The following is a 24767-nucleotide window of genomic DNA, read 5'->3' as shown; positions in this document are numbered from 1 at the left end:
CGGCATGTCATGGCGCCGGCGCAGGCACGGCGGCCAAGGCCAGCACGCCCTGCGCCACCGCCTCGATTCCCGCCTCCGTCAGGTCCGCTGCCGCCACCCGCGCACGCTGCGCCCAGCGGCTGAAGTGCTTCGCCTGCGAGCGCTCGTAGTGCGGGTCGTAGTGCAGGCGCATCAGCTCCTCGAACAGCGGCGCCAGTTCGCCCGCCCGCGCCCACTGCTGCCAGCGCTCCACCACCGCCTTGCCCTGCAGCTCCTTGAGCTTGCCCAGCTGGCCGGCCAGGGCCTCCGGGTCGTCGCCGAGGTAGGCGTAGTCGCGCAGCAGGTAGGCCAGCCGCGCGGCCGGGTCGGCCTGCACCTCGATGCAGTCGGCCCCGCGCATGCGCGCCACCAGCGGGATCGGCAGCGACAGCCGGCCGATGCGGGCGCTCTCGCCTTCCACGTACACCGGCCGGGCCAGGTCCAGGGCCTGGAAGTCGGTCGCGATGCGGGTCTCGAACTGCTTCTGCGAAGGCTGCGGCACGCCGGGCAAGGCGCCCAGCAGCGAGCCCTTGTGGCGGGCGTGGTGCTCGAGGTCGAGCACCTGCTCGCCGCGCGCGGCCAGGGCCTGCAGCAGGCGCGTCTTGGCGCTGCCGGTGGCGCCGCAGATCACGCGCAGCTGCAGCTGCGGGCAGGCGGCCTCGATCTGCGCCAGCACGTGGTGCCTGAAGCTCTTGTAGCCGCCGGCCAGCTGCTGGGCGTCCCAGCCGACCAGCCGCAGCCAGGTCACCATCGAGCCGCTGCGCAAGCCGCCGCGCCAGCAGTAGACCAGCGGCCGCCAGTTGGCGGGCCGGTCGGCGAACTGCTCGCGCAGGTGGCGCGCCAGGTTGGCCGCGACCATCGCGCCGCCGACCCGGCGGGCCTCGAAGGCCCCGGTCTGCTTGTAGAGCGTGCCGACGATGCGGCGCTCGTCGTCGTCGAGCACCGGGCAGTTGATGGCACCCGGGATGTGGTCGAGCGCGAACTCGGCCGGCGAGCGGGCGTCGATCAGGGTGTCGAAGGCGGGGATGTCGGCCACCCGCGTCGGGCGGTAGCGCTTGTCGTCCTCATGCATGGGCCGGCCCCAGGTCCCGGCGCAGCCGGGCACTCGCCATGTCGACCAGCGCCACCAGGCCGAACATCGCGGCCAGCACGGTCATGGCCTGTTGCTGCTGGAAGATCGACAGGTGGAAGTAGAGCAGCTGCCCCAGGCCGCCGCCGCCGACGAAGCCCAGCACGGTGGCCATGCGAATGTTCATCTCCCAACGATACAGCGTGTAGGCCACCCATCGAGGCAGCACCAGCGGCAGGCTGCCGTAGGCGAAGGCCGCCACGGCGCCCGAGCCGCTCTGCGACAGCGCCCGTTCGGGCTCGCGCGGCGCGTTCTCCAGGCTCTCGGCGAACAGGCGGCCGAGCACGCCAGTGGTGTGCAGCGCGAGCGCCAGCGCACCGGCGAAGGGGCCGATGCCGGCCGCCAGCACCATCAGCGCCGCCCACACCAGCTCAGGCACGCTGCGCAGGAAGTTGAGCAGGAAGCGGGTCGCGCCCTGCACCCAGGCCCCCGAGCGGCCCGACGCCGGCAGCGCGAGCAGCGCACCGCCGGCTGCCGCCAGCAAGGTGCCGAGCGCCGACACCGCCAGGGTCTGCATGGCGCCCCAGGCGGTCTTCTGCAGGAACGCGGCGGAGAGGTCGGGCGGGAAGAACTCGGCAATGAAGCGGCCCATCAGCGCCAGCGACTCGCCGGTGAACAGTGCGCCGTAGTCGATCGCGAGCCAGGCGAAGCTGGCCGCCACCGCGACCAAGATGGCGAGCGCCGTGGCCCAGCAGCGAAGGCAGCGCGGCGGCGCGGCGGCGAACGACGCGCTCATCGCAGCAGCCTCCGCAGGGCGTTGCTCAGCGCATCGGCCAGCAGCACCAGGCCCAGGAAGACCAGCAGGATGCTGCTGGCCTCGCCGCCGTTGAGCATCTTCATCGACTGGTCCATCAGCTGGCCCAGGCCGCCGGCGCCGACGAAGCCCATCACCACCGAGGCCCGCACCGCGCACTCCCAGCGGTAGACGGTGTAGGAGGTCAGCTCCTGGGCGCAGTTCGGCAGCAGGCCGTAGCCGAGCGCCGCCAGCCGGCCGCTGCCGCTTTCGAGCAGGGCCCGCGCCGGGGCGGTGTCGGTCGATTCGAGCACCTCGGCGTAGACCTTGCCGAGCATGCCGCCGTAGGTGATGGCCAGCGCCAGCACGCCGGCGGCCGGACCGAGGCCCAGCGCGCGCACGAAGATCAGCGCCCAGACGATCTCGGGGATGGCGCGCAGCACCATCAGCAGCGAGCGTGCGCACTGCCGCAATGCCGCGGCGCGCAGCCGCCCCGGTCCCGGGCCGATGCGCGAGCGCGACAGCGCGCGGGTGGTCACGAAGGCCAGCGGCGCGCCGATCAGGAAGGCCAGGGCGGTGCCGGCGGTGGCCATGGCCAGGGTCTCGAGCGTGGCCTTGGCCAGCAGCGCCAGGAAGTCCGGTGCCGCGGCCGGCGGCACGAAGCCGGCCAGGAAGCCGCCGATCACCTGCAGGTTGCCGGCGCCGAACAAGGCCGCGGGATGGAACCCGGCCAGCTGCAGCATCGGCCAGGCGATCGCCAGCGCAGCCAGGCCGCCGACCAGCCGCCGCCGAGCCGCCGGATCGCGCAGCGCGGTGGGCTCCGTCATGCGTACAGCGCCTTCAGCATCGCCTCGTCGACCTCGCCCACCGGCCGGTCGAACACCAGCTGCCCGCCGCGCATGCCGACGATGCGAGGAAACCAGCGCAGCGCCAGGTCCACCGCATGCAGCGAGGCCACCAGGGTCGCGCCGGTCGCCTCGCTCTGCCGCACCAGCTGCTGCAGCGTCAGGTCGGCCAGGGTGGGGTCGAGCGCCGACACCGGCTCGTCCGCCAGCAGCAGGGCCGGCCGCTGGTACAGCACGCGGGCGATGCCGACGCGCTGCAGCTGCCCGCCCGACAGGCGATCGCAGCGCTCGAACAGCCGGTCTTCCAGCGCCAGCCGCGACAGCGCCTCGTGCGCACCGGGCAGGTCGGACGGGCGCAGCAGCGAGCCCAGCGCCCGCAGCGCCGACCACTGGCCGAGCCGCCCCGCGAGCACCGCGGTCACGACCCGCAGCCTGGGCGCGATCGGCGGGCTCTGGTGCACGGTGCCGATGCGCGCCCGCAGGCCGCGCAAAGCCGGCGCCGTCAGTTGCCAGGGAGTCTGGTCGAGCAGCCGGACGACGCCCTCGCCGGGCCGCAGCGCGGCGCCGAGCACCCGCAGCAGCGTGGTCTTGCCGGCGCCCGAAGGACCGATGACGGCCAGCCGCTCACCGCCGGCGGCGGCCAGCGACACGCCCTGCAGCGCGCGGTGGCCGTTCGGATGCACCAGGCCGACCGCATCGAGCGAGAAGCTCACGCGCGCGGCCCGGCAGGCGGCGGGCGCCGCATCACTTCACCAGGCCCGCGGACTTGGCCGCCGCCTCTATGCCGTCGTAGTTGGACGACTGGGTCGGGATGAACCTGCTGGCCCGCTGCAGGTCCATGATCTCCTTGTGGGCGGGGTTCGCGGGATCTAGCTTCAGGAAGGCGTCGGTCAGCTTCTTCGTGAGCGCCGGATCGAGGCCCGGACGCACGGTCCAGTTGTAGTCGTAGTAGGTCGGCGTGGTCGCCAGCACGCGCACCTTGGCGGCGTTGGGGTTCTTGGCCTCGACCAGCTTGTCCCAGACCGAGGCGTTGAGCACGCCGGCCTCGGCCCGGTTGGCGGCCACGAAGGCCACGGTGGCATCGTGGGCGCCCGAGAAGGCCACGGTCTTGAAGTCCTTTTCGGGGTCGATGCCGGCCTGCAGCAGGAAGTAGCGCGGCATCAGGCTGCCCGAGGTGGACGAAGGCGCGCCGAAGGCGAAGGTCTTGCCCTTCAGGTCGGCCAGGGTCTTGGCCGGGCTGTCGACCGGCACGATGAACTTGCTGGTGAAGACCTTGTCCTCGGCCCGCTGCACGATCGGCAGCGCGCCGCCGTTGGTGCGGATGCGCGCCTGCACGAAGGTGAAGCCGCCGAGCCAGGCCAGGTCGAGCTTGTTGGTGGCCAGCCCCTCGACCACCGCCGCATAGTCGGTGACCGGGGTGAACTGCACCTCCATGCCGGTCTCCTTCTGCAGGTAGTCGCCGAGCGGCTTGAACTTGCGCTGCAGTTCGGTCGGCGCCTCGTCGGGAATGGCGGACACGCGCAGCACCTTGCCCTGCGCGAAGGCACCGACGGCGAAGACGGAAAGGACCAGCGCGAAGGCGCGGCGGGAGATGTTTTTCATGATGGGGCAGCCGGAGGCCGATAGGCGGACAGCTCTCGATTGTAGAAAGCCGCAACTGCAAGCCGCTCGGATAATGGGCCCCATGAACGACACGCCCTCCCCCCGCCCCGTCAACCCGCTGGCCCCGCTGCGGCTCACGAGCTTCTCGCATGGCGGCGGCTGCGGCTGCAAGATCGCCCCCGGCGTGCTCTCGCAGATCCTCAAGAGCGGCGCCGGCGGCCTGATGCCGCCCGAGCTGATGGTCGGCATCGAGACCGCCGACGACGCCGCGGTCTACCGGCTCAACGACCGCCAGGCCCTGATCGCGACCACCGATTTCTTCATGCCGATCGTCGACGATCCGTACGAGTTCGGGCGCATCGCGGCCACCAACGCTATCAGCGACGTCTACGCGATGGGCGGCAAGCCGATCATGGCGCTGGCGCTGGTCGCGATGCCGGTCAACCAGCTGCCGCTCGAGGCCATCGGCGAGATCGTGCGCGGCGGCCAGGACGTCTGCCGCGCGGCCGGCATCCCGATCGCCGGCGGCCACACCATCGACTCGGTCGAGCCGATCTACGGCCTGGTGGTGATGGGCCTGGTCGACCCGGCCCAGGTCAAGCGCAACGCCGACGCCCAGGCCGGCGACCTGCTGGTGCTCGGCAAGCCGCTGGGCGTGGGCGTGCTGTCGGCGGCGCTCAAGAAGGAGCAGCTGTCGGAGGCCGGCTACCGGCAGCTGATCGACAGCACGACCCGGCTCAACACGCCCGGCATCGCGCTGGCGGCGCTGCCCGGCGTGCATGCGCTGACCGACGTCACGGGCTTCGGGCTGGCCGGCCACACGCTCGAACTGGCGCGCGGCGCCGGGCTGACAGCCGTGATCGAATGGTCGAAGGTGCCGCGGCTCGAGGGCGTGGAGGCGCTGGCCGCCGAAGGCTTCGTGACGGGTGCCTCGGGCCGCAACTGGGGCGGCTATGGCGACGACGTCGCGCTGGCCGCGGGCCTGCCGGCCACCGCGCAGGCGCTGCTCAGCGACCCGCAGACATCCGGCGGGCTGCTGGTCAGCTGTGCGCCCGGGGCGGTCGACGCGGTGCTGGCGATCTTCCGCGACGAAGGCTTCGGCGCCGCGGCCGTGATCGGCCGCACCGAAGCCGGCAAGGCCGGCCTGCGCGTGCTGCCCTGAGGCCTCGTCACTTCACGGGTTCGAGCGCGACCCCCAGCCGCTTCGCCAGCCGGATCAGGTTGGCGCGGTCGAGGCCGAGCGCCTGCGCCGCCGCCGCCCGGTTGAAGCCGTGGGCGGCGAGCGCCGCCAGCAGGCGCTGCCTCTTGAGCGCATCGACGGCTTGCTGCAGCGACTCGCCCTGGCGCGGCGCCTCACTGGCGATGTCCGCGCTGTCTACCGCTTCCGGCGCCGGGGCCGCCTCGGCCCGGCGCCCTGCCAGCTCCAGGTCTTCCGCCGTGAGGCTCAGGATCCGCGGCCGCTGCGGATGATGCCGCGCCCGCGCCTTCAGCACGCTGCGCCCGAGCAGGTGCTCCAGCTCGCGCACATTGCCCGGCCAGCCATAGGCCAGCAGCGCGGCCTGCGCGCCTGCGTCCAGCCGGGCGGCGCCGATGCCGAGCCGCGAGCGGTTCTCTTCGAGGAAGAAGCCGCTGAGCAGCAGCACGTCGCGGCCGCGATCGCGCAGGGGCGGCACGCGCAGCGGGTAGGCGCTCAGCCGGTGGTAGAAATCGGCCCGCAGGCGGCCGGCCCGCACCTCCTCGGCCAGGTCGCGGTTGCTGGCCGCGATCAGGCGCACGTCCACGCGGTGCTCGCGGTCGGAGCCCAGGCGCTGCAGCTGGCCGCTCTGCAGCACGCGCAGCAGCTTGGCCTGCACCGGCAGCGGGAGTTCGCCGACCTCGTCGAGGAACAGCGTGCCGCCGTCGGCCAGCTCGAACTTGCCCGGCCGGTCGCCGGCGGCCCCGGTGAAGGCGCCCTTGACGTGGCCGAAGAGCTCGCTCTCGACCAGCGTCTCGGGCAAGGCCGCGCAATTGAGGCTGATCATCGGCCGCGCCGCGCGGGGCGAGCCGGCGTGGATCGCTTCGGCCACCAGTTCCTTGCCGACCCCGGTCTCGCCCTGGATCAGCACCGACAGCTCGCTGGCGGCCACCAGCTCGATGTCGGCCAGCAGCCGGCGCATGGCCGGGCTGCGCCCGATCAGCGTGCGGGCCCGCGGCGCCGCGGCGAGCCTGAAGCTCTCGGCCCGCCGGCTCTCCAGCGCGACCCGGTTCTCGAGCTGCTCGATGCGGCCGGCCACGGTGACGGTGGCCGCGGCCAGGTCGGCGAACAGCTGCAGCGCCGCCAGGTCGGCGCGCGAGAAGCGGTCGGGCTGCAGCGCGTCGAGCGTGAGCAGGCCCCAGACGCGCTGGTTGAGCCGGATCGGACAGCCGACGCAGTCGTGCACGTCGAGCTCGCCGTGCACCCCCTCCACCAGGCCGTCGTAGGGGTCGGGCAGCGGGCTGTCGGACGGAAAGCGCAAGGGCCCGCCGGAGCCCAGCAGCGCCGCGAAGCGCGGGTGCTCGGCGATCCGGAAGCGGCGGCCCAGGGTGTCGCGGCTCAAGCCGTCGACCGCGAGCGGCAGCAGGCTGCCGTCTTCCAGCCGCAGCAGCGCCGCCGCATCGCAGGGCAGCAGCACCCGCAGCGACTGCAGCAGGCGCCGATAGAGCTCGTCGCCGGGCAGGCCGGCGCCCATGTCCGAAAGCAGCGGTGCAATCGCCTCCAGCAGTTTGTCGGCGGTCAAATGGACACGAATTTGAGTCATTTCGACACGATTTTAGTGATGTCAGAAAGACACTCGCAACGCCAAGTCCTTGATTTGGCTGGCCGCCGCCCCTGGAACGGCTATTGCACTGCACAACGCATCCCTAGTGAACCCAGGAGCCCTCCCTTGCTGACCACCCAACAAAAGTCCATCGTCACCGCCACCGTCCCGCTGCTCGAAACCGGCGGCGAGGCGCTGACGACCCATTTCTACCGGATCATGCTCGCCGAGCATCCCGAGGTGCGGCCGCTGTTCAACCAGGCCCACCAGGCCAGCGGCGACCAGCCGCGCGCGCTGGCCAACGGCGTGCTGATGTACGCCAAGAACATCGACCGGCTGGAAGCGCTCGGTGAGCTGGCCGGCCAGATCGTCAACAAGCACGTCGCGCTGCAGGTGCTGCCCGAGCACTATCCGATCGTCGGCGCCTGCCTGCTGCGCGCGATCCGCGAGGTGCTCGGCGCCGAGATCGCCACCGACGAGGTGATCGCCGCCTGGGCCGCCGCCTACGGCCAGCTGGCCGACATCCTGATCGGCGCCGAGAAGCAGGCCTACGACGAGCGGGCCGATGCGCCCGGCGGCTGGCGCGGTGCCCGGTCGTTCACGGTCGTGAGGAAGGAAGTCGAGAGCGAGGAGATCAACTCCTTCTACCTTGCGCCGACCGACGGCGGCGCCATCCTCGACTTCAAGCCGGGCCAGTACATCGGCCTGCGGCTGGTGGTGGACGGCCAGGAGATCCGCCGCAACTACTCGCTGTCGGCAGCGCCGAACGGCCAGACCTACCGCATCAGCGTCAAGCGTGAAACCGGCGGCGTGGCGTCCAACCACCTGCACGACGCGGTCGGGGAAGGCGGCACGGTCGAGCTGTTCCCGCCCGCGGGCGCCTTCACGCTGGAGGCAGGCGAGCGGCCGCTGGTGCTGATCAGCGGCGGCGTCGGCATCACACCGACGCTGGCCATGCTCGAAGCCGCGCTGAAGACCTCGCGCGCGGTGCACTTCATCCACTGCGCGCGCACCCGCGGCGCGCATGCCTTCCGCCATGCCATCGATGCGCTGGCGCACAAGCATCCGCAGCTTGAACGCTTCTACTGCTACGAAGAGGTGGCCAAGGACGCAGCGCAGGCCGATGCGCCGGACGCGGTCGGCCGGCTCGACGTGCAGAAGCTCGCCCAATGGCTGCCGGCGACCCGCGACATCGATGCCTACTTTCTCGGGCCGAAGCCCTTCATGCAGCAGGTGAAGAGCGCCCTGCGCACGCTCGGGGTGCCGGACCGGCAGGCGCGCTATGAGTTCTTCGGGCCGGCGTCGGCGCTGGAGTAAGGGGCAGCCGAGGCTGGCTCACCGCCCGGCAGCCGACCCATGATCAGCTTGGCCATCGGCGAAGGCGTGCGGCCGTTCAGGGTCACCACGCCCATCTCGGACGCCATCGGCGGCAGACCCCCGATGTCGAGCGCGCGCAGCCGGCCGGCCTCGACCTCGTGCGCGACCGCGGCATGCGGGGCCGCCAGCACCGAGTCGCAGCCGAGCGCGATGTCCTTCAGCAGGTCGACGTGGTCGCATTCGAGCGCCAGCGACAGCTCGGCCACCGAGGGCAGGCCGAGCAGCTGCGCGATCACGGCCCGCACGCCCTCCGGCAGCCGGACCGTCAGCACCCCATGGGTCCACAGCTGCTGCAACGCGACGCCCTTGCGGCGCGCCAGCGGGTGTCCGGCGCGCACATAGAAGCCGCCGGGCTCCCGCCGCAGGGGCCGCAGGTCCAGGCTGCTGTCCGTCGGCAGGTCGCGGGTGTCGGCGACGAAGAACTCGATGTCTTCCTCGCGCAGCCGCGCCAGCAGCAGCTGCCAGTTGCTGATCTCGACCCGCAGGTTGATGGCCGGGTACTCGCGCCGCATCGAGGCCAGCAGCGGCGCCAGGAAGGTCGCGGCCGGAAAAGGCCCGACGCCGAAGGCGGTATCGCCGAGCTCCAGGCTGCGGTACAGCGCGATGTCGCGCTCCAGGCAGCGGTTGTCGAACACCAGCTGGCGCGCCCGCGCGACGATGAATTCGCCGGCCGGCGTCGGCACCACCTCCTGGGTGCCGCGGTCGAACAGCAGCAGGCCGAGCTCGGCCTCGGCCGCCTGGATGCTGCGGGTCAGCGCCGGCTGGCTCAGGTGCACCTGCTCGGCAGCACGGATGAAGCTGCGCCGGTCGGCGACGGCGACGATGTGGGTCCAGCGCTTCAAGTCCATGACGCCACTCCTGGGCGGCCAATTGCAGCCACTGCATCGAGATTAGCTTCACTATGCATTGGACTCAATAGGGGATTGACGGAACACTGCGGGCACCAAGCAAGGAGACAAGACAGTGAACCTGGTCCAGAACATCGTCCTGGTGGCGATCATTCTCTTTTTCGCGCTGCTGGAAGTCGGCTCCCGCAAGCACCGGCAGTTCCACGCCACCGCCGACGACACCAAGCTGGAACTGTTCATGTTCCTGTCGCTGCTCGCCTTCTCGCAGCCCTTCATCTTCGCGGTCACCGGCAAGCTGTGCGCGCTGCTGATGCCGGCGCAGCGCGATGCCTGGGCCCACCTGCCCTGGTGGGCGATGGGCGCGATCCTGCTGGTGGCCGACGACATGACGCAGTACTGGTGGCATCGGGTCTCGCATTCGCCGCTGCTCTGGCCGCTGCACCGCGCGCACCACACGGCGCACTACATGAGCATCCGCGTCACCTACCGCAACAACTTCTTCTACTACCTGATGATGCCGGGCCTGTGGGCCTCGGGCGTGCTGATCTACCTGGGCTTCGGCAACGTCTACCTGGTCTACATCGTCATCAAGCTCACGGTGATCCTCGGCGCCCACAGCGCGGTGCCGTGGGACGCCCCGCTCTACCGCATCAGGTGGCTGCATCCGCTGGCCTGGGTGCTGGAGCGCACCCTCTCGACGCCGGCCACGCACTGGGCCCACCACGCGCTCACCAACGACGACGGCATCGGCCACTACAAGGGCAACTTCGGCAACCTGCTGTTCGTCTGGGACCTGCTCTTCGGCACCGCCAAGATCACGCGCCGCTACCCGGCCAAGGTCGGCCTGCAGGACGACCTGGTGTTCGGCAAGGAGCGCTGGTTCGTCGAGATGTTCTATCCGCTCATCCATTCGCGGCGCGCGCACTCGGCGCTGGTGCGCGGTGGCCGCGCCTATGCAGAGGCCGAGGTCGACGGCGATGCCTCCACCCACGCGCCGCAGGCGCTGGCGGGCAAGCCATGAACGCGATCGTGCGCGAGCAGATCCTCGACCCCGCGCTGCTGCGCATGCGCGAGGCCTTCGACCGCCAGCGGGCCGCCTTCGGCAGCGACATGAATCCGTCGCACGCGGTGCGCATCGACCGGCTCGATCGCCTGCTCGCGATGACCGACCGCATCGCGCCGGAGATCGAGCGCGCGGTGTCGGCCGATTTCGGCCATCGATCGGTGCACGTGACGCGCCTGGCCGACGTGATGATGGTGCAGTCCGCGGTCAAGCATGCGCGCCGGCAGCTCAAGTCGTGGATGAAGGTGCGGCGCGCCCCGACCGCCCTCGCCTTCCGGCCCGGCTTCAGCCGCATCGTGCCGCAGCCGCTCGGCGTGGTCGGCGTGGTGAGCCCCTGGAACTATCCATACCAGCTGGCGATGGGTCCGGCGATCGCGGCGCTCGGCGCCGGCAACCGCGTGATGATCAAGCCCTCGGAGCTGACGCCGCGGCTGGCCGAACTGATGCGGGCGGCGGTGGCGGAATGCTTCGCGCCCGAGGAGCTGACGGTCGTCAACGGCGGCGCCGAGATCGGCACCGCCTTCGCCGGCCTGCCCTTCGACCACCTGCTGTTCACGGGCTCGACGGCGGTGGGCAGGCAGGTGGCGATGGCGGCAGCGGCCAACCTGACGCCGGTGACGCTGGAGCTGGGCGGCAAGTCGCCCGCGATCGTCGGTGCCGGCGCCGACCTGGACCAGGTCGCGGCGCGGCTGGTGATGGGCAAGCTGTTCAACGCCGGCCAGACCTGCATCGCGCCCGACTACGCGGCGGTGCCGCGCAGCGCGGTCGGGCCCTTCGTCGAGGCGATGCGGCGCGCGGTGGCGCGCCAGTACCCGCGGCTGGCGGGCAATCCGGACTGCACAGGCATCGTCAGCGAGCGGCACTTGATGCGCCTGCAGGGCCTGCTCGCGGACGCGCAGCAGCGCGGCGCGCGGGTCGTGCCGCTGCACGCCGAAGGCATGGCGGGCGGCGCAGCGGGCCGGGTGCTGGCACCGGCGCTGGTGCTCGACCCGACCGAGGACATGAAGATCATGCAGGAGGAGATCTTCGGGCCGCTGCTGCCGGTGCTGGCCTACGACACGCTCGACGAGGTGATCGCGTACGTCAACGCGCACGAGCGGCCGCTGGCGCTGTACTGGTTCGGTGCCGCCGGCGCCGAGCAGGACCGGCTGCTGTCGGGCACGATCTCCGGCGGCGTGACGCTGAACGACTGCATGTGGCACTTCGGGCAGGAGGAGCTGCCTTTCGGCGGCGTCGGTGCGAGCGGCATGGGCGCCTACCACGGCGTGTACGGCTTCCGCACCTTCAGCAAGGAGAAGCCGGTGTTCCACCAGTCGAGGCTGTCGGGCACGGCGCTGCTGCGGCCGCCCTATGGGCGGACTTTCGAACGGATGGGGCGGCTGCTCCGGCTGATCAGCTGAAGCGGCCCAGGGCGGCTGGCCAGGTCGATCCCGCCTTCGCCTTCAAGACCAGGCGCAAGCCGCGCCGCCGCGCCGGAAGTGATGCCGCATGGCACGCAATTCATGGCGAAGCGCGCACGGCTTCATCGCGTCGGCCAGCGTGGCCAGGAAGTCCTGTCGGTCGAGCAGGAGCATCTGCGCCAGGCATTCGGCTTGGCTGGGGCTCAGAAGCCGCGCATGCGCCCAGTCCTGCAAGGTGTGAAGCGCGCGGGCACGGCTGCTCAGGTGAAGTGTCGCCAGGTCCAGCGCCAGGTAGGCCTGGCGTTCGGAAAAGGTCTCGGGAATGCGGGTCAGCCCGCCCCTCACGGGGCAGTCGAGCGGGGTCGGCCGGAGGCCGAACAGCGCGTGACGAACCCGCTTCAGCGCCGCGCGGTGGTCCGCCGCATCCAGGATCAGGGCCTGCCGCGCCAGTCGCCGCGGAAAGCCTGTCAGCCATACACGTAGCGTCGTTCGCATAAGCCATCTTCTCCCAGAACCCGGGCAGGCCCTGCGTGCTTTCGATCGCGAGCCGACTTTGCGCCGAAAGGTCGCAAACCGTCAAGTCGGTGGCGCAGGCACGGCTGCCATCTCGGACCATGGCCGGCAGGCCCTCGGACAGGCCGTCGAGCTATGCCGTCGTCTCGCTGCCTGGCGAGGAAAACTGCTCGATGACCTGCTGCTCGGTGAGCATGGGCGTCTGGTTGGCGAACGAATAGTAGCCGGGCTTCTTGTCGATGTAGATCTGCGAGGCAAGGTCGAAATCGGCAGACTCGAACACGCCCGCTGGAACGAAGTACTCGCCTGTTGCCAAGAGCTTGTAGTAGAGGTGCGTTCCGCATTGGCTGCAGAAGGCGCGTTGGGCCCACTCCGACGACGCATAGACAGTGATGTTCTCGCTGCCTTGAAACTGAACATCGGGACCGCAGTGAACGGCCAGAAGTGGCCCGCCTCCCCATCGGCGGCAGAAACCGCAGTGACAGGCGCCGATCGCTCGGGAATCCGGCGACGTGAGGCTGACTGCGCCGCAAAGGCAATGACCGTTCATTCGTTCCTCTCCTCAGGTAGCGAGGCGAAGCGGCCTGCGGCCCAGCGCCTGCGTCGAGCCGACCCACCGCAGGGCGGCGACTGGGTGCCACTATAGACCGCGAACGCCTGGCGGCCATCACCGTCAATGTTGAGATGAGTCAATGGGACTTCGGTCGACGGTGCCCGCTGCGGCTCGGCGTACGCGCCCGCCACCAACGCAGACGACTCGATCACCAGCCGGCGAACCGAGCACCCCGCACGCCGGAGCCAGTTCCGCATGGCGCTCCTCCGCGCCTCAGTCCAGGCTGAGCTTCGCGCGGCGCGTGACCTCGCGCCAGCGCGCGATGTCCGCCTCCAGCTCGGCGCGGAAACTCGCCGGCGTGTCGAGCACGGGCTCCACGCCGCGCACGGTCAGGGCCTGGCGGGCTGCGGGCGTGCCCATGCCGTCGTGGATCGCCTGGTAGAGGCGGTGGGCCAGCGCGGGATTCAGTCCGGCCGGCGCGAAGACGCCGAACCAGGTGGTGGCGTGGTAGCCGGGCACGCCGGCCTCGCGCATCGTCGGGATGTCCGGCGCGGCCGCGCTGCGGGCGTCGCTGCTGACGCCCAGCGCTCTCAGTTGCCCGCTCTGGATGAAAGGCAGCGAAGAAGGCAAGGTGTCGAAGTAGGCCGCGATGTGGCCGCCCAGCAGGTCCGTGATGACCTGGTTGCTGCCCTTGTAGGGGATGTGCCTGAGCCCCGTGGTGCCGGTCGACTGCACGAACAGCTCGGCCGCCATGTGGGTGATGTTGCCGGTGCCGGCCGAGCCGTAGGTGAGCGGCTCGCTGGCGCTGTTGGCGTAGCGCACGAACTCGCCCACGGTCCTGGCGGGCATTCGCGGGTTGACCACCAGCACCAGCGGCGTGTAGCCGACCTGGGTGATCGGCGTGAAGTCGCGCAGCGGGTCGTAGGGCAGCTTCGGCCCGAGCACCGGGCTGATCGACTGGCTGGCGCTGACGCCCAGCAGCAGCGTGTAGCCGTCGGCGGGCAGGCGCGCCACGTCGGCGGCGGCGAGCGTGCCGTTGGCGCCCGGCTTGTTGTCCACGACGACGCTGGCGTCCAGCGCCTGCGCCAGGTTCTGCGCCACCTGGCGGGCGACGAAGTCGGCGCCGCCGCCGGGCGGGAAGCCGACCATCAGCCGGATCGGGCGCGCCGGGTAGTCCGCCGCGCCGCTGGCCGCGGCCGCGCACAGCAGGCAGGCGGCGAGCAGCCGGCGTGCAGCCTGGATGGAAAGGATCATGGCAGTCGGCTCCGGGTTCGGGCGGTTCGGTCGGTCCGGCGCGGGCGCTAGGCCGCCTGGCGCACCGCGGCCCAGGCGAAGGCGTCGGGGTCGGCCGCACCGATGGCGCCGCAGGCTAGCAGGTCTTCGCAGGCCCGCGGCGACAGCCCCGCGGACTGCAGCAGCGCCAGCGTGTGTTCGCCCAGTTCCGGCGGGGGCAGCGTCGCCACGCCATCGGCCGCGGCGTCCAGCCGCGGGAATTCCGGCACCTCGAAGGCCAGCCCGCGATAGTGCACCTGGCGCAGCTTGCCCGGCTGGCGGGCCTGCGGCGCATCGAGCACGCGCTCGAGCGGCAGCACTTCCGTGAACCCGACGCCGCCGGCCTGCAGCCGCGCGGTCGCTTCCTCGAAGGTGCAGGCCGCGATGGCGGCGCGCACGACCTCTTCCACCTGCTCGCGCGCTTTCTTGCGCTCGCGCAGGTGCGCCAGGCTGTCGTCGTTCGCCTGCGGCAGCGCCATCGCGCGGCAGAACTTGAGCCAATGGGCGTCGGTGAGCATCAACAGGTAGATCCAGTGCTGGTCGCGGGTGGCATAGGCCCCGTAGCCCGGCATGCTGAACTCCCCGTTGGGCTCGCGCTCCGGGCGGCCCAGCAGTTGCATCTTGAGCTGGGCGCCGGTCAGGTCGCGCGAGGCGACATGCAGGCCGGTCTCGTAGAGGCCGACCTCGACCGGCCCGGCGTCCTCGCCGGCCTTCGCCTCCAGCATGGCAGCGAGGATGCCGATCACCGCATAGGCGCCCGCGAACTGGTCGTGGTACGAAGGCCCGAGCCGGCTGGGACGGCCGTCGATGCGGTTGGATTCCATCACGCCGCTGGAGGCCTCGGCGACCGGGTTCGAGGCCAGGTCGTCGGCCTGCGGCCCGGCCGCGTAGCCGCGGATGTGGCAATAGACCAGCCGGGGGTTGACGGCCCGGCAGTCCTCGCGCGTGAGCTTGAGCTTGCGCGCCGCCTTGGGGGCGAGGTTGTGGACCAGCACGTCGGCGGTGGCGAGCAGCCGGCAGAAGGCCGCATGGCCCTCGGGGCTCGACAGGTCGATGCACACGCTCTTCTTGCCGTGGCTGTAGGCGATGAAGGTGCCGCTCGGGCCGCCGCGCACCAGGCTGCGGGTCGGGTCGCCGCGCGGCGGCTCGACCTTGATCACCTCCGCACCCAGCTGCGACAGGATGTGGGCGGCAAAGGGCGCGGCGAGCATGGTGCCCAGTTCGATCACGCGGCGTCCGGCCAGCACTGATTTCTCCATGAATGAGGTCTCCTGAAACAAGAATGCATTGTATTTGATATGGTTCGGCATAAAAAACGAAGAATGTGCTGTTATACCTAGCGAAAACCCGTATGTCGGACGCCGATCGTCGACTTATACAATGCATTCTTCGTGGCCAAGCTCGCTTCGTTCGAATTCATCCAGGAGACACTCGCATGCGCAGAAGGACATTCCTCTACGGCGGCGCCGCCGCCGCCTCGGTCGCCCTGCCCGGCTGGGCCCAGGCCCAGCAGGTCTCGCCCGGCATCGACCTGGCGAGCAAGACGGTCACGGTGGGCGCCTTCACGCCGATCACGGGGCCCGTGCCCTTCTATTCGATCCTCACGCATGCGGCGGATGCCTGCTTCAAGTGGGCCAGCGACAGCAACGCGCTGAACGGCTGGAAGATCAACTTCGTCACCTACGACGACGGCTACGAGCCGGCGCGCAGCGTGGCGGTGACGCGCCGCCTGGTCGAGGAGAACAAGATCTTCGCCCTGACCGCCGCCACCGGCACCGCCCAGTCGGTGGCCGTGATTCCCTACGCCAAGGAAGTGGGCCTGCCCATGATCGGCCCGATCGGCGGCGCCAGCGCCCTGTTCTCCGAGCGGCTGGTGTTCCCGCTGCTGCCGGACTACGGCTGGTCGGCGGCATCGAACCTCGACTACGCCCTGAGCGGCCTCAACGCCAGCCGGGTCGCCCTGCTGTGGGAGAACGACGAGCTGGGGCGCTCGGCCAAGCGCGGCTTCGACCTCTACCTGGAAGCGCGCAAGAAGCAGCCGGCCGAGTCGATCCCGTTCGAGGTCCGCAGCACCGACTTCACGCCCCACGTGCGCCGGCTGGCCAATGCCAAGGCCGAGGTCGTGATCCTGTTCGGCTCCAACGCCAACCTCGCCGCGGCGCTCAAGGCGGCCGAGCGGATCAACTACGAGGCCAAGTGGATGGGCCCCTTCTTCACGGCCGACCCGACCACCCGCAAGCTGGCCGGCCCGCTGCTGGACGGCGCCTACTTCTCCTCGTGGCTGCTGCCGGTCACCTCCGACGAGCCGGAGGTCAAGGCCTACCGCGACAACGTCGCCAAGCACTATCCGAACGATCCGATCGGCGTCTTCGGCCTCAACGGCTGGAGCAACGGCGCCCTGTTCGTCAAGGGCTTCCAGGCCCTGCTGGCCAGCGGCAAGCCGCTGACGCGCGAGAGCCTGGTGGAGGTGATGGAGACGATGAGCAACCAGAACATCGGCGGTGCGCGCAACGTGACCTTCAAGCCCGGCGACCACCGCGGCGTGCGCCAGGAGGGGATCATCCAGGCGATGCCCGACGGCAGCTTCAAGCTGCTGCGCGAGTTCCGACCGTTCCCGGCCGAAGTCTTCGACGCCAAGATCTCCTGAGGATTCGAACGTGAGCACTGCCTACGACGCCTGGATCGGCCGCGAAGAAGAACGCACCCAGCGCATCCTCGCGCCGGCCGTGCAAGCCATGGCCGCGACGCTGGGACTGGCGCGCGCGCCGGCCGCCGGCGAGCCGCTGCCGCCGGGCTGGCAGTGGCTGTTCTTCAACCCGGCCACGCCGCGCGGCGAACTCGGCGTCGACGGCCACCCGAAGCGCGGCGGCTTCCTGCCGCCGATCGAGCTGCCGCGCCGGATGTGGGCCGGCAGCCGGCTGCGCTACCTGGCCGGGCTGCCGGTGGACGCCGAAGCGACCCGCCGCAGCCGCATCCAGAAGGTCGAGAACAAGGTCGGCAAGCGCGGCTCGCTGTGGTTCGTCACGGTCGAGCACACCACCACCTGCGCCGGCTGGACCTGCATCGTCGAGGAACAGGACATCGTCTACCGCGAGGCCACGCCACCGGGCGCCGCCGCGCCAGCCGTGCAGCGCCATGACGGCGAGGCCCGCTGGGGCCGCGACTTCGTGCCCGACACCCCCCTGCTGTTCCGCTATTCGGCGCTGACCTTCAACGGCCACCGCATCCACTACGACCAGGCCTATGCGCGCGACGAGGAAGGCTACCGCGACCTGGTCGTGCACGGCCCGCTGACCGCGACGCTGCTGCAGCAGCTGGCGCTCGAGCACGGCGGCGGCCGGCGGCTGGCGGCCTTCGAGTTCCGCGGCGTGAGTCCGCTGTTCGTCGATCGCGGCTTCCGCCTCGAAGGCGATGCGCTGGCCGACGGCAGCCTCGCCTTGTGGGCCCGCGGTCCTGACGGCGAACTGGCGATGTCCGCCACGGCCGCCTTCGACTGAGGCGGCGCGTCCGCACCCTACCCCGACACATCATCACAAGGAGACAAGAGACATGGCACAACACCTGAGCGGACCGGCGAGCCTCGAAGGCCAGGTCGCGCTGATCACGGGCGGCGCCGGCGGCATGGGCCGCGCCATCGCGCAGGCCTTCAGGGCGGCCGGCGCCCGCGTGGTCGCCACCGACCGCGCCGAGCACGAAGACATCGGCGCCGGCATCGCCTACCGCCGCTACGACGTGACGTCGCGCGCCGACACCGACCAGGTGGTCGACGCCGTGATCGCCGAACACGGCAAGGTCGACATCCTGGTGCTGTGCGCCGGCATCATCGCCCGCACGCCGCTGGCCGACAGCACCGACGACGAATGGGATTCGATCATGTCGGTCAACCTGCGCGGCGTGGTCAACCCGACCCGCAAGCTGTTCCCGCTGATGTGCGAGCGCGGCTTCGGCAAGATCCTCGCGGCCGGCTCGATCGCGGCCAAGAACGGCGGCGTCGCCTCCGGCCCGGCCTATGTGGCCTCGAAGGCCGCGGTGCACGGGATGATGCGCTGGATCGCCAAGGCGGGCGCGCCGCACGGCGTCTATGCCAACGTGCTGGCCCCCGGACCGGTGGAGACGGCGATGTGGGCCAACGTCACGGGCGGCAGCGTGGCGCCCTCGGCCAACACCACCGTGCCGCTGGGCCGCTACGGCAACGCCGAAGACATCGCGCAGGCGGCGCTGTTCCTGTGCTCGCCGGCCTCCAACTGGATCACGGGCACGTCGCTGGACATCAGCGGCGGCATGTGGATGGACTGACGGGGAACCCGCATGGCAAACGACGCAGCAACCGTGATCGGCTTCATCGGCCTCGGCGTGATGGGCGGGCCGATGTGCCGCAACATGGCACTCAAGCACGCCGGCGAAGTGATCGCCTTCGACATGAACGCCGACGCCTTCCAGGCGCTGGAGGGCACGAAGGCGCGCCGGGTCGGCACGCTGGCCGAGCTGGCGGCCGAGGCCGACGTGGTCTTCCTCTCGCTGCCCGGCGGACCGCAGGTCGAGCAGGTCTGCCTCGGGCCGCAGGGCCTCACGGCCGGCGCCCGCCGCCCCGCGGTGATCGTCGACCTGAGCACCACCACGGTCGAGAGCGCGCGCCGGGTCGGCGAGCGCCTCGCAGCCCTCGACGTCGCCTTCGCCGATGCGCCGGTGGCCCGCACCCGCGAAGCCGCGCAGCGCGGCGAGCTGAGCCTCATGGTGGGCGCAGGCGTTGCGCTGTTCGCGCGCATCGAGCCGCTGCTGCGCTACATCGGCTCCGACGTCACCCGCTGCGGCGAGCTGGGCTGCGGCCAGGTCGTGAAGCTGATCAACAACGCGCTGGTGTTCGAGCACACGATGGCCCTGGCCGAGATGATGGTCATCGGCGAGCGCGCCGGCGTGCAGCCGGGCGTGCTGCTGGATGCCGTCTCCAAGGGCTCGGGCGACAGCTTCGTGCTGCGCAACCACGGCCGCAAGGCGATGCTGCCGCGCCAGTTCCCCGAGAAGTCCTTCCCGCCCGAATACGCGCTCAAGGACATCGGCTACATGCTGGAGCTCGCCGCGCAGGTCGGCACCGCGGCCCACGTCACCGAGCTGGCGCAGCGCTACTACACGGCGACCGCACGCCAGGGCTGGGGCGGCTGCTATTTCCCGGCGGTGATCGAGCTGATCGACCGCAACCTCGGTCCGGCGCCCGCCGCGATCACCCACGGCGCCTGACCCCATGTCCGACCTCATCGGCCTGGTCTGGGCAGGCATCGTCAGCGGATCGCTCTACGCGATGGGCGCGATCGGCATCGTGCTGATCTACAAGAGCTCCAACGTGGTGAACTTCGCGCACGGCAACCTCGCGGGCTTCGCCGCCTTCCTGGTCTTCGGTTTCACGGCCGGCACCTTTGCCGAGATGTCGTGGCTGCCGGCCGTGCTGCTGACGCTGGCGATCATGGTCGCGGTGATGGCGCTCAGCTACCTGCTGATCGCGCCGCTGGTGTTCAAGTCGGACCTCACCAGCACCATCGCGACGCTGGGCATCGGGCTGGTGATGCAGGGCCTGACCCAGCTGGTGTTCGGCTCCAACGTGGTGTCGATGGACCTGCCGCTGCCGCGCTGGCGCATGCAGCTGGGCTCGCTCCAGGTGTCTTCCTACGACCTCGCGGTGCTGGCCGTGACCACCGTGGCGATCGGGCTGCTCTACCTGCTGATCGAGCGCACCCGCATCGGCATCGCTTTTCGTGCCGTGTCGGCGAACCCTTTCGCCAGCCGCGTCTGCGGGCTCAACCTGCGCGGCGTGCATGTGTTCTCGTGGGTGGTGGCGGGCCTGCTCGGGCTGGTCGCCTCGCTGCTGATCGTGCCGACCACCTTCCTGTCGTCGACCAGCGTGGCGTCGTTCATGCTGCAGTCCTTCGCGGCGGCCGTGGTCGGCGGCTTCAGCAGCCTGGCCGGCGCCGTGGTGGGCGGCATCTTCATCGGCGTGCTGATGAACCTGCTGTCCTTCTACCTGTCGGCGGAGTTCAACAACAGCTACCTGCTGGTCACGATCCTGCTCGTGCTCAACGTGTTTCCCAAGGGCGTGCTCGCCATTCGAGGGGGTGCCCGTGTCTAGCCTGCCGATCGATTCGATGCCGCCCGCCGCCGCGCCGTCCGCGGCCCGCACCACCGGCGCGGCCCGGGCGCGCCAGGCCGGCATGGCGCTGGGCCTGCTCGCGCTGCTGGCGCTGCCGCTGGTCTCCGGCGGCTACTGGACCTTCACGCTCGGCGTCTGCTTCGCCAATGCGATCGCGATCATCTCGGTCAGCTTCCTGGTGCGCTACGGCGGCGAGGTCTCGATCGGCCATGGCGTGTTCGTCGCCGCCGGCGCCTACACGGTCGCGCTGGTCGAGAAATACCTCGGCCTTTCGCTCTGGGCCAGCCTGCCGCTGGCCGCAGTGGTCGGCGGGCTGCTCGGGCTGGTGTTCGCCTTTCCGTCGCGCAACATGTCCGGCATCTACCTGGCCGTCACCACGATGGCGCTGGCCCTGGCGCTTCCCGAGTTGCTGCTGCACTTCTCGGCCGTGTCCGGCGGCTACGAAGGCCTGTACGTGAAGCTCGATGCGCTGCCGGGCGTGCCGAAGAACCTGCAGCGCTACTACTTGCCGCTGCTGGGCCTGGTCGCCGTGGCCCTGCTGCTGCGCCACTTCCGGCGTTCGCGCCAGGCGATGGCGCTGCTCTTGATCCGCACCTCGGCCCATGCCGCCGAGTCCTTCGGCGTACGGCGCAGCTGGGCCCGCCTGTCGGTCATGGCGCTGAGCGCGGCGATCGCGGCGATCGGCGGCGCCCTGCTCTCGTTCAGCTCCTCCACCGTCTCGCCCAACAGCTTCACGCTCTGGACCTCGATCTTCCTGCTGGTCGGCTCGGTGGTCTGCCTGCACTCGATGTCGGTCGTCGGCAGCCTGATCGGCGGCGTCTTCCTCACCTTGATGCCGCTGCTGCTGGCCGGCGCCGGCGACTGGGTGCCGATCCTCTACGGCGGCGCGCTGCTGGCGGTGGTGCTCGGCGTCAATGCGCTGCCGGCGGCGCTGCGGGCGCGGCTCGAAGGAGGCCATTCATGAGCACCGTCGCCATGGCGCCTTCGCTGGTGGTGCAGGACCTGGCCCTGTCCTTCGGCGGCATCCAGGTGCTGCAGGGCATCGCGCTGCAGATGCGCGCGGGCGAGATCACCGGGCTGATCGGCCCCAACGGTGCCGGCAAGACCAGCTTCTTCAATTGCCTCACCGGCCTCTACGCGCCGCAGCAGGGCAGCATGCGGCTGGGCGACGTCGGCCTCGGCGGCATCGCGCCCACCGGCCGCGCCGCGCTCGGCTTCTCGCGCAGCTTCCAGCACGTGGTGCTGTGCCCCGAGCTGAGCATCGCCGAGAACGTGATGATCGGCCTCGACCGCCAGTCGACCACCGGCTGGCTCGACGCCTTCCTGCCGCTGCCGCGCGGCCGGCGCGAGCGCGCCCTGCACCGCGAACGCGCGCTGTCGGCGCTGGCCCGGCTGGGCATCGCGCAGGTGGCCGACGAGGCGCCCGCCAGCCTGCCGCCCGGCGTGCTGCGGCTGGCCGAGATCGCCCGCGCCATCGCCGGCGAGCCGCGCGTGCTGCTGCTCGACGAGCCGGCGGCCGGCCTGAACTCGGTCGAGACGCGTGACCTCTCGACGGCGCTGATGCGGCTGCGCTCGCCGCAATTGGTGATGGTGGTGGTCGAGCACGACATGGACCTGATCATGGAAGTGTGCGACACCATCCACGTGCTCAACGTGGGCCGGCTGCTGGCCTCGGGCAGCCCGGCGCAGGTCCGTTCCAACCCGGACGTGGTGCGCGTCTATCTCGGAGACGACGATGAGTGAAGCCGCTTCGGACCTGCTCCAGGTCGAGGGCCTGACCGTGCGCTACGGCGCCGGCCCGGTGGTGCACGGCATCGGGCTGGCCATGGCCAGCGCCACGGTGGCGGCGCTGCTGGGCGCCAACGGCGCCGGCAAGTCGAGCACGCTGCGGGCCATCGCCGGGCTGGAACCGGCCCAGGGCCGCGTGCTGTTCGAGGGCCAGGACATCAGCGGCTGGTCGTCTGCGCGGCGCTTTCGGGCCGGCATCGCCTACGTGCCGGAAGGCCGGGCGATCGTCACCGACCTCTCGGTGGCGGACAACCTCACGCTCGGCGCCTACTTCGTCGATGCCGCCACCCGGGCACGGCGGCGCCAGGTGGTGCTCGATTTCTTCCCCGAGATCGCGAACCGCCTGAAGGCGCCGGCCGGCCTGCTGAGCGGGGGCGAGCAACAGATGCTGGCGATCGGCCGCGGCCTGATGTCGGCGCCGCGCCTGCTGCTGCTGGACGAGCCTTCGCTCGGCCTGGCGCCGCTGCTGGTGGCCCGCGTCTACGAGCGGCTGGCGCGCATCCAGCAGGAGCAGCAGCTCGCCGCGCTGCTGGTCGAGCAGAGCTTCCACGCGGCCGCCAAGCTGGCTTCGCGCGCCTGGGTGATGCGGCACGGCCACATCGTCGGCGAACTCGACGCCCAGGCGCTGCGCACCCGCGAAGGCCGCCAGCAGGCGATCGACGCCTACCTGGGCGCGCGCCAGGGCGAGGCGGCCCACGCATGACATCCCAAGGAGAGCCCGTGACCCTGAAGTTGCAAGGCGACGTGATCGCCACCGGATTGCAGTTCCCGGAAGGACCGGTGGCGCTGCCCGACGGCAGCGTGCTGGTGGTCGAGATCGCCGCCGGCCGGCTGACCCGCGTGCTGCCCGGCGGCGAACTGCGCACGGTGGCGCAGCTGGGCGGCGGTCCCAACGGCGCCGCCATCGGCCCCGACGGCCGCTGCTACGTCTGCAACAACGGCGGCTTCAGCTGGCGCACCGACGACGGCTTCACGCGCCCCACCGGCCCGGCCGCCGACTACGAGGGCGGCGCGATCCAGCGCGTCGACCTCGACAGCGGCGCGGTCGAGATGCTCTACACCCACTGCGACGGCGTGCCGCTGCACGGGCCCAACGACATCGTGTTCGACGCCGACGGCGGCTTCTGGTTCAGCGACTTCGGCAAGACCTTCGACGACCGGATCCTGCGCGGCGCCGTGTACTTCGCCCGCACCGACGGCAGCTTCATCCGCCGGGCGGCCCATCCGGTGCTCACGCCCAACGGCGTCGGCCTGTCGCCGGACGGGCGCACGCTGTACGTGAGCGAGACCGAGACCAGCCGGCTCTGGGCCTACCCCGTCACCGGCCGCGGACAGCTCGGGCACGAGGCCTGGCCGTCGCCCAACGGCGGGCGCCTGGTGCACGGACTGCCGGGCTTCCAGCGCTTCGATTCGCTGGCCGTGGAGGCCGGCGGCAACATCTGCGTCGCGACCCTGGTGCGCGGCGGCATCAGCGTGTTCGCGCCCACCGGGGAGCTGCTGGAGTTCCACGCGGCGCCCGAAGGCTACTGCACCAACATCTGCTTCGGCGGCGCCGACCGGCGCACGGCCTACATCACGCTCTCCGGCCATGGCGAACTGTTCGCGGCGCGCTGGCCGCGCGCCGGCCTGGCGCTCTCGTCATGACGGCAACCCGGAAAGACCTTCCCATGAAGCAACTCGCCAACCCGGGCCGCCGCCGCTTCCTGCAGGCCGGCGCCGCCGTGGCCGCCGTCGCCGCCGGCTCGCTGCCGGTGTCGGCCCAGTCGGCCTGGCCGACGCGGGCGATCCGCATCATCGTGCCCTACGCGGCCGGCCAGGGCGCGGACGTGCTGGCGCGGCTGATCGGCAACGAGTTGTCGCTGACCCTCAACCAGGGCATCGTGGTCGACAACCGGGCCGGCGCGGGCGGCAACATCGGCGCCGCGGCGGCCGCCAAGTCGCCGCCCGACGGCTACACCTTCGTGCTCGGCACCAACGCCACGCATGCGGCCAACGAGTTCCTGTTCCCCGCCCTGGGCTTCCATCCGGCCACCGACTTCGAGGCCGTGGCGATGCTGGGGCTGCTGCCGATGGTGATCTGCACCTCGGCGCCCGAACTCCCCACCAACGGCATCGCCGAGCTGGTGGCGCGGGCCCGCGCCAAGCCCGGCACGCTGAACGTCGGGCTGCCCAGCACCACGGCCAACGTCGTGTTCGCGCAGTTCGTGAAGGCGGCGCAGGCACCGCTGTTCGGCGTCAAGTACAAGTCCTCCGGCCAGGCCATGACCGATGTGCTCGGCGGCCAGATCCCGCTGGCCATCGACACCGTGACCGCGGCCCGGCCGCTGATCGCTTCCGGCAAGCTGCGCGCGCTGGGCGTCACCTCGCTCAAGGCCACCGAGATGCTGCCCGGCGTGAAGCCGGTGTCGGAGCAGGGCGTGCCGGGCTTCGAGGTCGTGGCCTGGGATGCATTGTTCGCGCCGCGCGGCACGCCGGCCGAGATCGTCGAGAAGGTCGCCGAGCATGTCCAGCGAGCGCTGCAGGCCGCCGAGACCCGGCGCCGGCTGCTGGAGATCGGCGTCGAGCCCCTGTTCTTGGGCCCGGCCCAGCTCGACGCCTTCGTGAAAGCAGAGCGCCCCAAGTGGGGCGAAGTCATCAAGGCCGCGGACATCCGCGTCGACTGAAGCACCCGGAGGCCATGTCACGTCACCCAAGGTAGAACTTTTTTCCC

General features: G+C 71.0%; 24 protein-coding genes and 1 pseudogene. 14 read left to right on the top strand and 11 right to left on the bottom strand.

Features of this window, described 5'->3' with window-relative positions; translation table 11 throughout:
• Positions 1–7: 7 nt before the first annotated feature.
• The 5 genes and pseudogenes from mnmH to QTI33_RS19450 all read right to left on the bottom strand — a co-directional run bounded on the left by mnmH (position 8) and on the right by QTI33_RS19450 (position 4327).
• Entirely contained in the window at positions 8–1090 is a 1083-nt protein-coding gene (gene mnmH, locus QTI33_RS19470; RefSeq protein ID WP_286507896.1) for a tRNA 2-selenouridine(34) synthase MnmH, read from the bottom strand.
• Positions 1083–1883 carry a phosphonate ABC transporter, permease protein PhnE gene (phnE, locus tag QTI33_RS19465; protein ID WP_286507895.1) on the bottom strand — a complete coding sequence of 267 codons (801 nt, stop codon included), beginning with the start codon at positions 1881–1883 and terminating at the stop codon, positions 1083–1085. The genes mnmH and phnE overlap by 8 nt, the downstream gene beginning before the upstream one ends.
• Positions 1880–2707, bottom strand: coding sequence for a PhnE/PtxC family ABC transporter permease (locus tag QTI33_RS19460; RefSeq protein WP_286507894.1), 828 nt, complete (start codon positions 2705–2707; stop codon positions 1880–1882). Before QTI33_RS19460 ends, phnE begins: the two co-directional genes overlap by 4 nt.
• Positions 2704–3372, bottom strand: a pseudogene (locus QTI33_RS19455) (phosphonate ABC transporter ATP-binding protein); the annotation flags it as partial. The pseudogene QTI33_RS19455 and the gene QTI33_RS19460, both read right to left, overlap by 4 nt.
• 97 nt (positions 3373–3469) lie before the next feature.
• Positions 3470–4327, bottom strand: coding sequence for a putative selenate ABC transporter substrate-binding protein (locus tag QTI33_RS19450; protein WP_286507892.1), 858 nt, complete (start codon positions 4325–4327; stop codon positions 3470–3472).
• Positions 4328–4400: 73 nt separating this feature from the next.
• Between QTI33_RS19450 and selD the strand changes: the two genes are divergently transcribed.
• Positions 4401–5489, top strand: coding sequence for a selenide, water dikinase SelD (selD, locus tag QTI33_RS19445; protein WP_444814860.1), 1089 nt, complete (start codon positions 4401–4403; stop codon positions 5487–5489).
• A gap of 7 nt (positions 5490–5496) precedes the next feature.
• On the opposite strand, the gene norR is transcribed toward selD, so the two are convergent.
• Complete coding sequence (gene norR, locus QTI33_RS19440) at positions 5497–7104, bottom strand: nitric oxide reductase transcriptional regulator NorR (protein ID WP_444814859.1); 1608 nt, start codon at positions 7102–7104, stop codon at positions 5497–5499.
• Positions 7105–7230: 126 nt separating this feature from the next.
• Here norR and hmpA point away from each other — a divergent pair, with 126 nt between their 5' ends.
• Positions 7231–8421 carry an NO-inducible flavohemoprotein gene (hmpA, locus tag QTI33_RS19435; protein WP_286507888.1) on the top strand — a complete coding sequence of 397 codons (1191 nt, stop codon included), beginning with the start codon at positions 7231–7233 and terminating at the stop codon, positions 8419–8421.
• Here the strand turns inward: hmpA and QTI33_RS19430 are convergent.
• Positions 8385–9329, bottom strand: coding sequence for a LysR family transcriptional regulator (locus tag QTI33_RS19430; protein WP_286507887.1), 945 nt, complete (start codon positions 9327–9329; stop codon positions 8385–8387). The two genes, hmpA and QTI33_RS19430, sit on opposite strands and share 37 nt — an antisense overlap.
• Before the next feature lie 115 nt (positions 9330–9444).
• On the opposite strand from QTI33_RS19430, the gene QTI33_RS19425 reads away from it, so the two are divergent.
• Positions 9445–10350, top strand: a complete 906-nt coding sequence (locus tag QTI33_RS19425) for a sterol desaturase family protein (protein ID WP_286507886.1) — start codon at positions 9445–9447, stop codon at positions 10348–10350.
• On the top strand, positions 10347–11792 hold the full coding sequence (locus tag QTI33_RS19420; RefSeq protein ID WP_286507885.1) for a coniferyl aldehyde dehydrogenase: 1446 nt from the start codon (positions 10347–10349) through the stop codon (positions 11790–11792). The genes QTI33_RS19425 and QTI33_RS19420 overlap by 4 nt, the downstream gene beginning before the upstream one ends.
• A gap of 42 nt (positions 11793–11834) precedes the next feature.
• On the opposite strand, the gene QTI33_RS19415 is transcribed toward QTI33_RS19420, so the two are convergent.
• From QTI33_RS19415 to QTI33_RS19400, 4 genes are all read right to left on the bottom strand, one after another.
• The gene (locus tag QTI33_RS19415; RefSeq protein ID WP_286507884.1) at positions 11835–12287 is read right to left on the bottom strand and encodes a hypothetical protein; all 453 of its coding nucleotides are present in this window, start codon (positions 12285–12287) and stop codon (positions 11835–11837) included.
• Positions 12288–12438: 151 nt separating this feature from the next.
• On the bottom strand, positions 12439–12855 hold the full coding sequence (locus tag QTI33_RS19410; RefSeq protein WP_286507883.1) for a GFA family protein: 417 nt from the start codon (positions 12853–12855) through the stop codon (positions 12439–12441).
• Between the two features lie 276 nt (positions 12856–13131).
• Positions 13132–14112: a Bug family tripartite tricarboxylate transporter substrate binding protein gene (locus QTI33_RS19405; RefSeq protein ID WP_286507882.1), complete on the bottom strand. Its 981-nt coding sequence runs from the start codon at positions 14110–14112 to the stop codon at positions 13132–13134.
• A gap of 47 nt (positions 14113–14159) precedes the next feature.
• Positions 14160–15389 (bottom strand): CaiB/BaiF CoA transferase family protein, encoded by a 1230-nt coding sequence (locus tag QTI33_RS19400; protein ID WP_286507881.1) that lies wholly within the window; start codon positions 15387–15389, stop codon positions 14160–14162.
• 176 nt (positions 15390–15565) lie between these two features.
• Between QTI33_RS19400 and QTI33_RS19395 the strand changes: the two genes are divergently transcribed.
• The 10 genes from QTI33_RS19395 to QTI33_RS19350 are packed head-to-tail and all read left to right on the top strand — an operon-like array spanning position 15566 to position 24720.
• Positions 15566–16777: an ABC transporter substrate-binding protein gene (locus tag QTI33_RS19395; protein WP_286507880.1), complete on the top strand. Its 1212-nt coding sequence runs from the start codon at positions 15566–15568 to the stop codon at positions 16775–16777.
• A gap of 10 nt (positions 16778–16787) precedes the next feature.
• Positions 16788–17627, top strand: coding sequence for an HTD2 family dehydratase (locus QTI33_RS19390; RefSeq protein WP_286507878.1), 840 nt, complete (start codon positions 16788–16790; stop codon positions 17625–17627).
• Positions 17628–17679: 52 nt separating this feature from the next.
• Positions 17680–18426 carry an SDR family NAD(P)-dependent oxidoreductase gene (locus QTI33_RS19385; RefSeq protein ID WP_286507877.1) on the top strand — a complete coding sequence of 249 codons (747 nt, stop codon included), beginning with the start codon at positions 17680–17682 and terminating at the stop codon, positions 18424–18426.
• A 12-nt stretch (positions 18427–18438) separates the two neighbouring features.
• Positions 18439–19365: an NAD(P)-dependent oxidoreductase gene (locus QTI33_RS19380; protein WP_286507876.1), complete on the top strand. Its 927-nt coding sequence runs from the start codon at positions 18439–18441 to the stop codon at positions 19363–19365.
• 4 nt (positions 19366–19369) lie between these two features.
• The gene (locus QTI33_RS19375) at positions 19370–20248 is read left to right on the top strand and encodes a branched-chain amino acid ABC transporter permease (protein WP_286507875.1); all 879 of its coding nucleotides are present in this window, start codon (positions 19370–19372) and stop codon (positions 20246–20248) included.
• Positions 20241–21233 (top strand): branched-chain amino acid ABC transporter permease, encoded by a 993-nt coding sequence (locus tag QTI33_RS19370; RefSeq protein WP_286507874.1) that lies wholly within the window; start codon positions 20241–20243, stop codon positions 21231–21233. The genes QTI33_RS19375 and QTI33_RS19370 overlap by 8 nt, the downstream gene beginning before the upstream one ends.
• Positions 21230–22012 carry an ABC transporter ATP-binding protein gene (locus QTI33_RS19365; RefSeq protein WP_286507873.1) on the top strand — a complete coding sequence of 261 codons (783 nt, stop codon included), beginning with the start codon at positions 21230–21232 and terminating at the stop codon, positions 22010–22012. Before QTI33_RS19370 ends, QTI33_RS19365 begins: the two co-directional genes overlap by 4 nt.
• On the top strand, positions 22005–22760 hold the full coding sequence (locus QTI33_RS19360) for an ABC transporter ATP-binding protein (RefSeq protein ID WP_286507872.1): 756 nt from the start codon (positions 22005–22007) through the stop codon (positions 22758–22760). Before QTI33_RS19365 ends, QTI33_RS19360 begins: the two co-directional genes overlap by 8 nt.
• A 17-nt stretch (positions 22761–22777) precedes the next feature.
• Complete coding sequence (locus QTI33_RS19355; RefSeq protein ID WP_286507871.1) at positions 22778–23701, top strand: SMP-30/gluconolactonase/LRE family protein; 924 nt, start codon at positions 22778–22780, stop codon at positions 23699–23701.
• A 23-nt stretch (positions 23702–23724) separates the two neighbouring features.
• A complete protein-coding gene (locus QTI33_RS19350) occupies positions 23725–24720 on the top strand; it encodes a Bug family tripartite tricarboxylate transporter substrate binding protein (protein ID WP_286507870.1) in 996 nt (331 codons plus the stop codon).
• The last annotated feature ends 47 nt before the right edge of the window (positions 24721–24767 follow it).

It is taken from the genome of Variovorax davisae, assembly GCF_030316845.1.
GTDB lineage: Bacteria > Pseudomonadota > Gammaproteobacteria > Burkholderiales > Burkholderiaceae_C > Variovorax > Variovorax davisae.
Note: the sequence above shows the minus strand (reverse complement) of the source record. Positions and strands in the feature narration are given on the sequence as shown.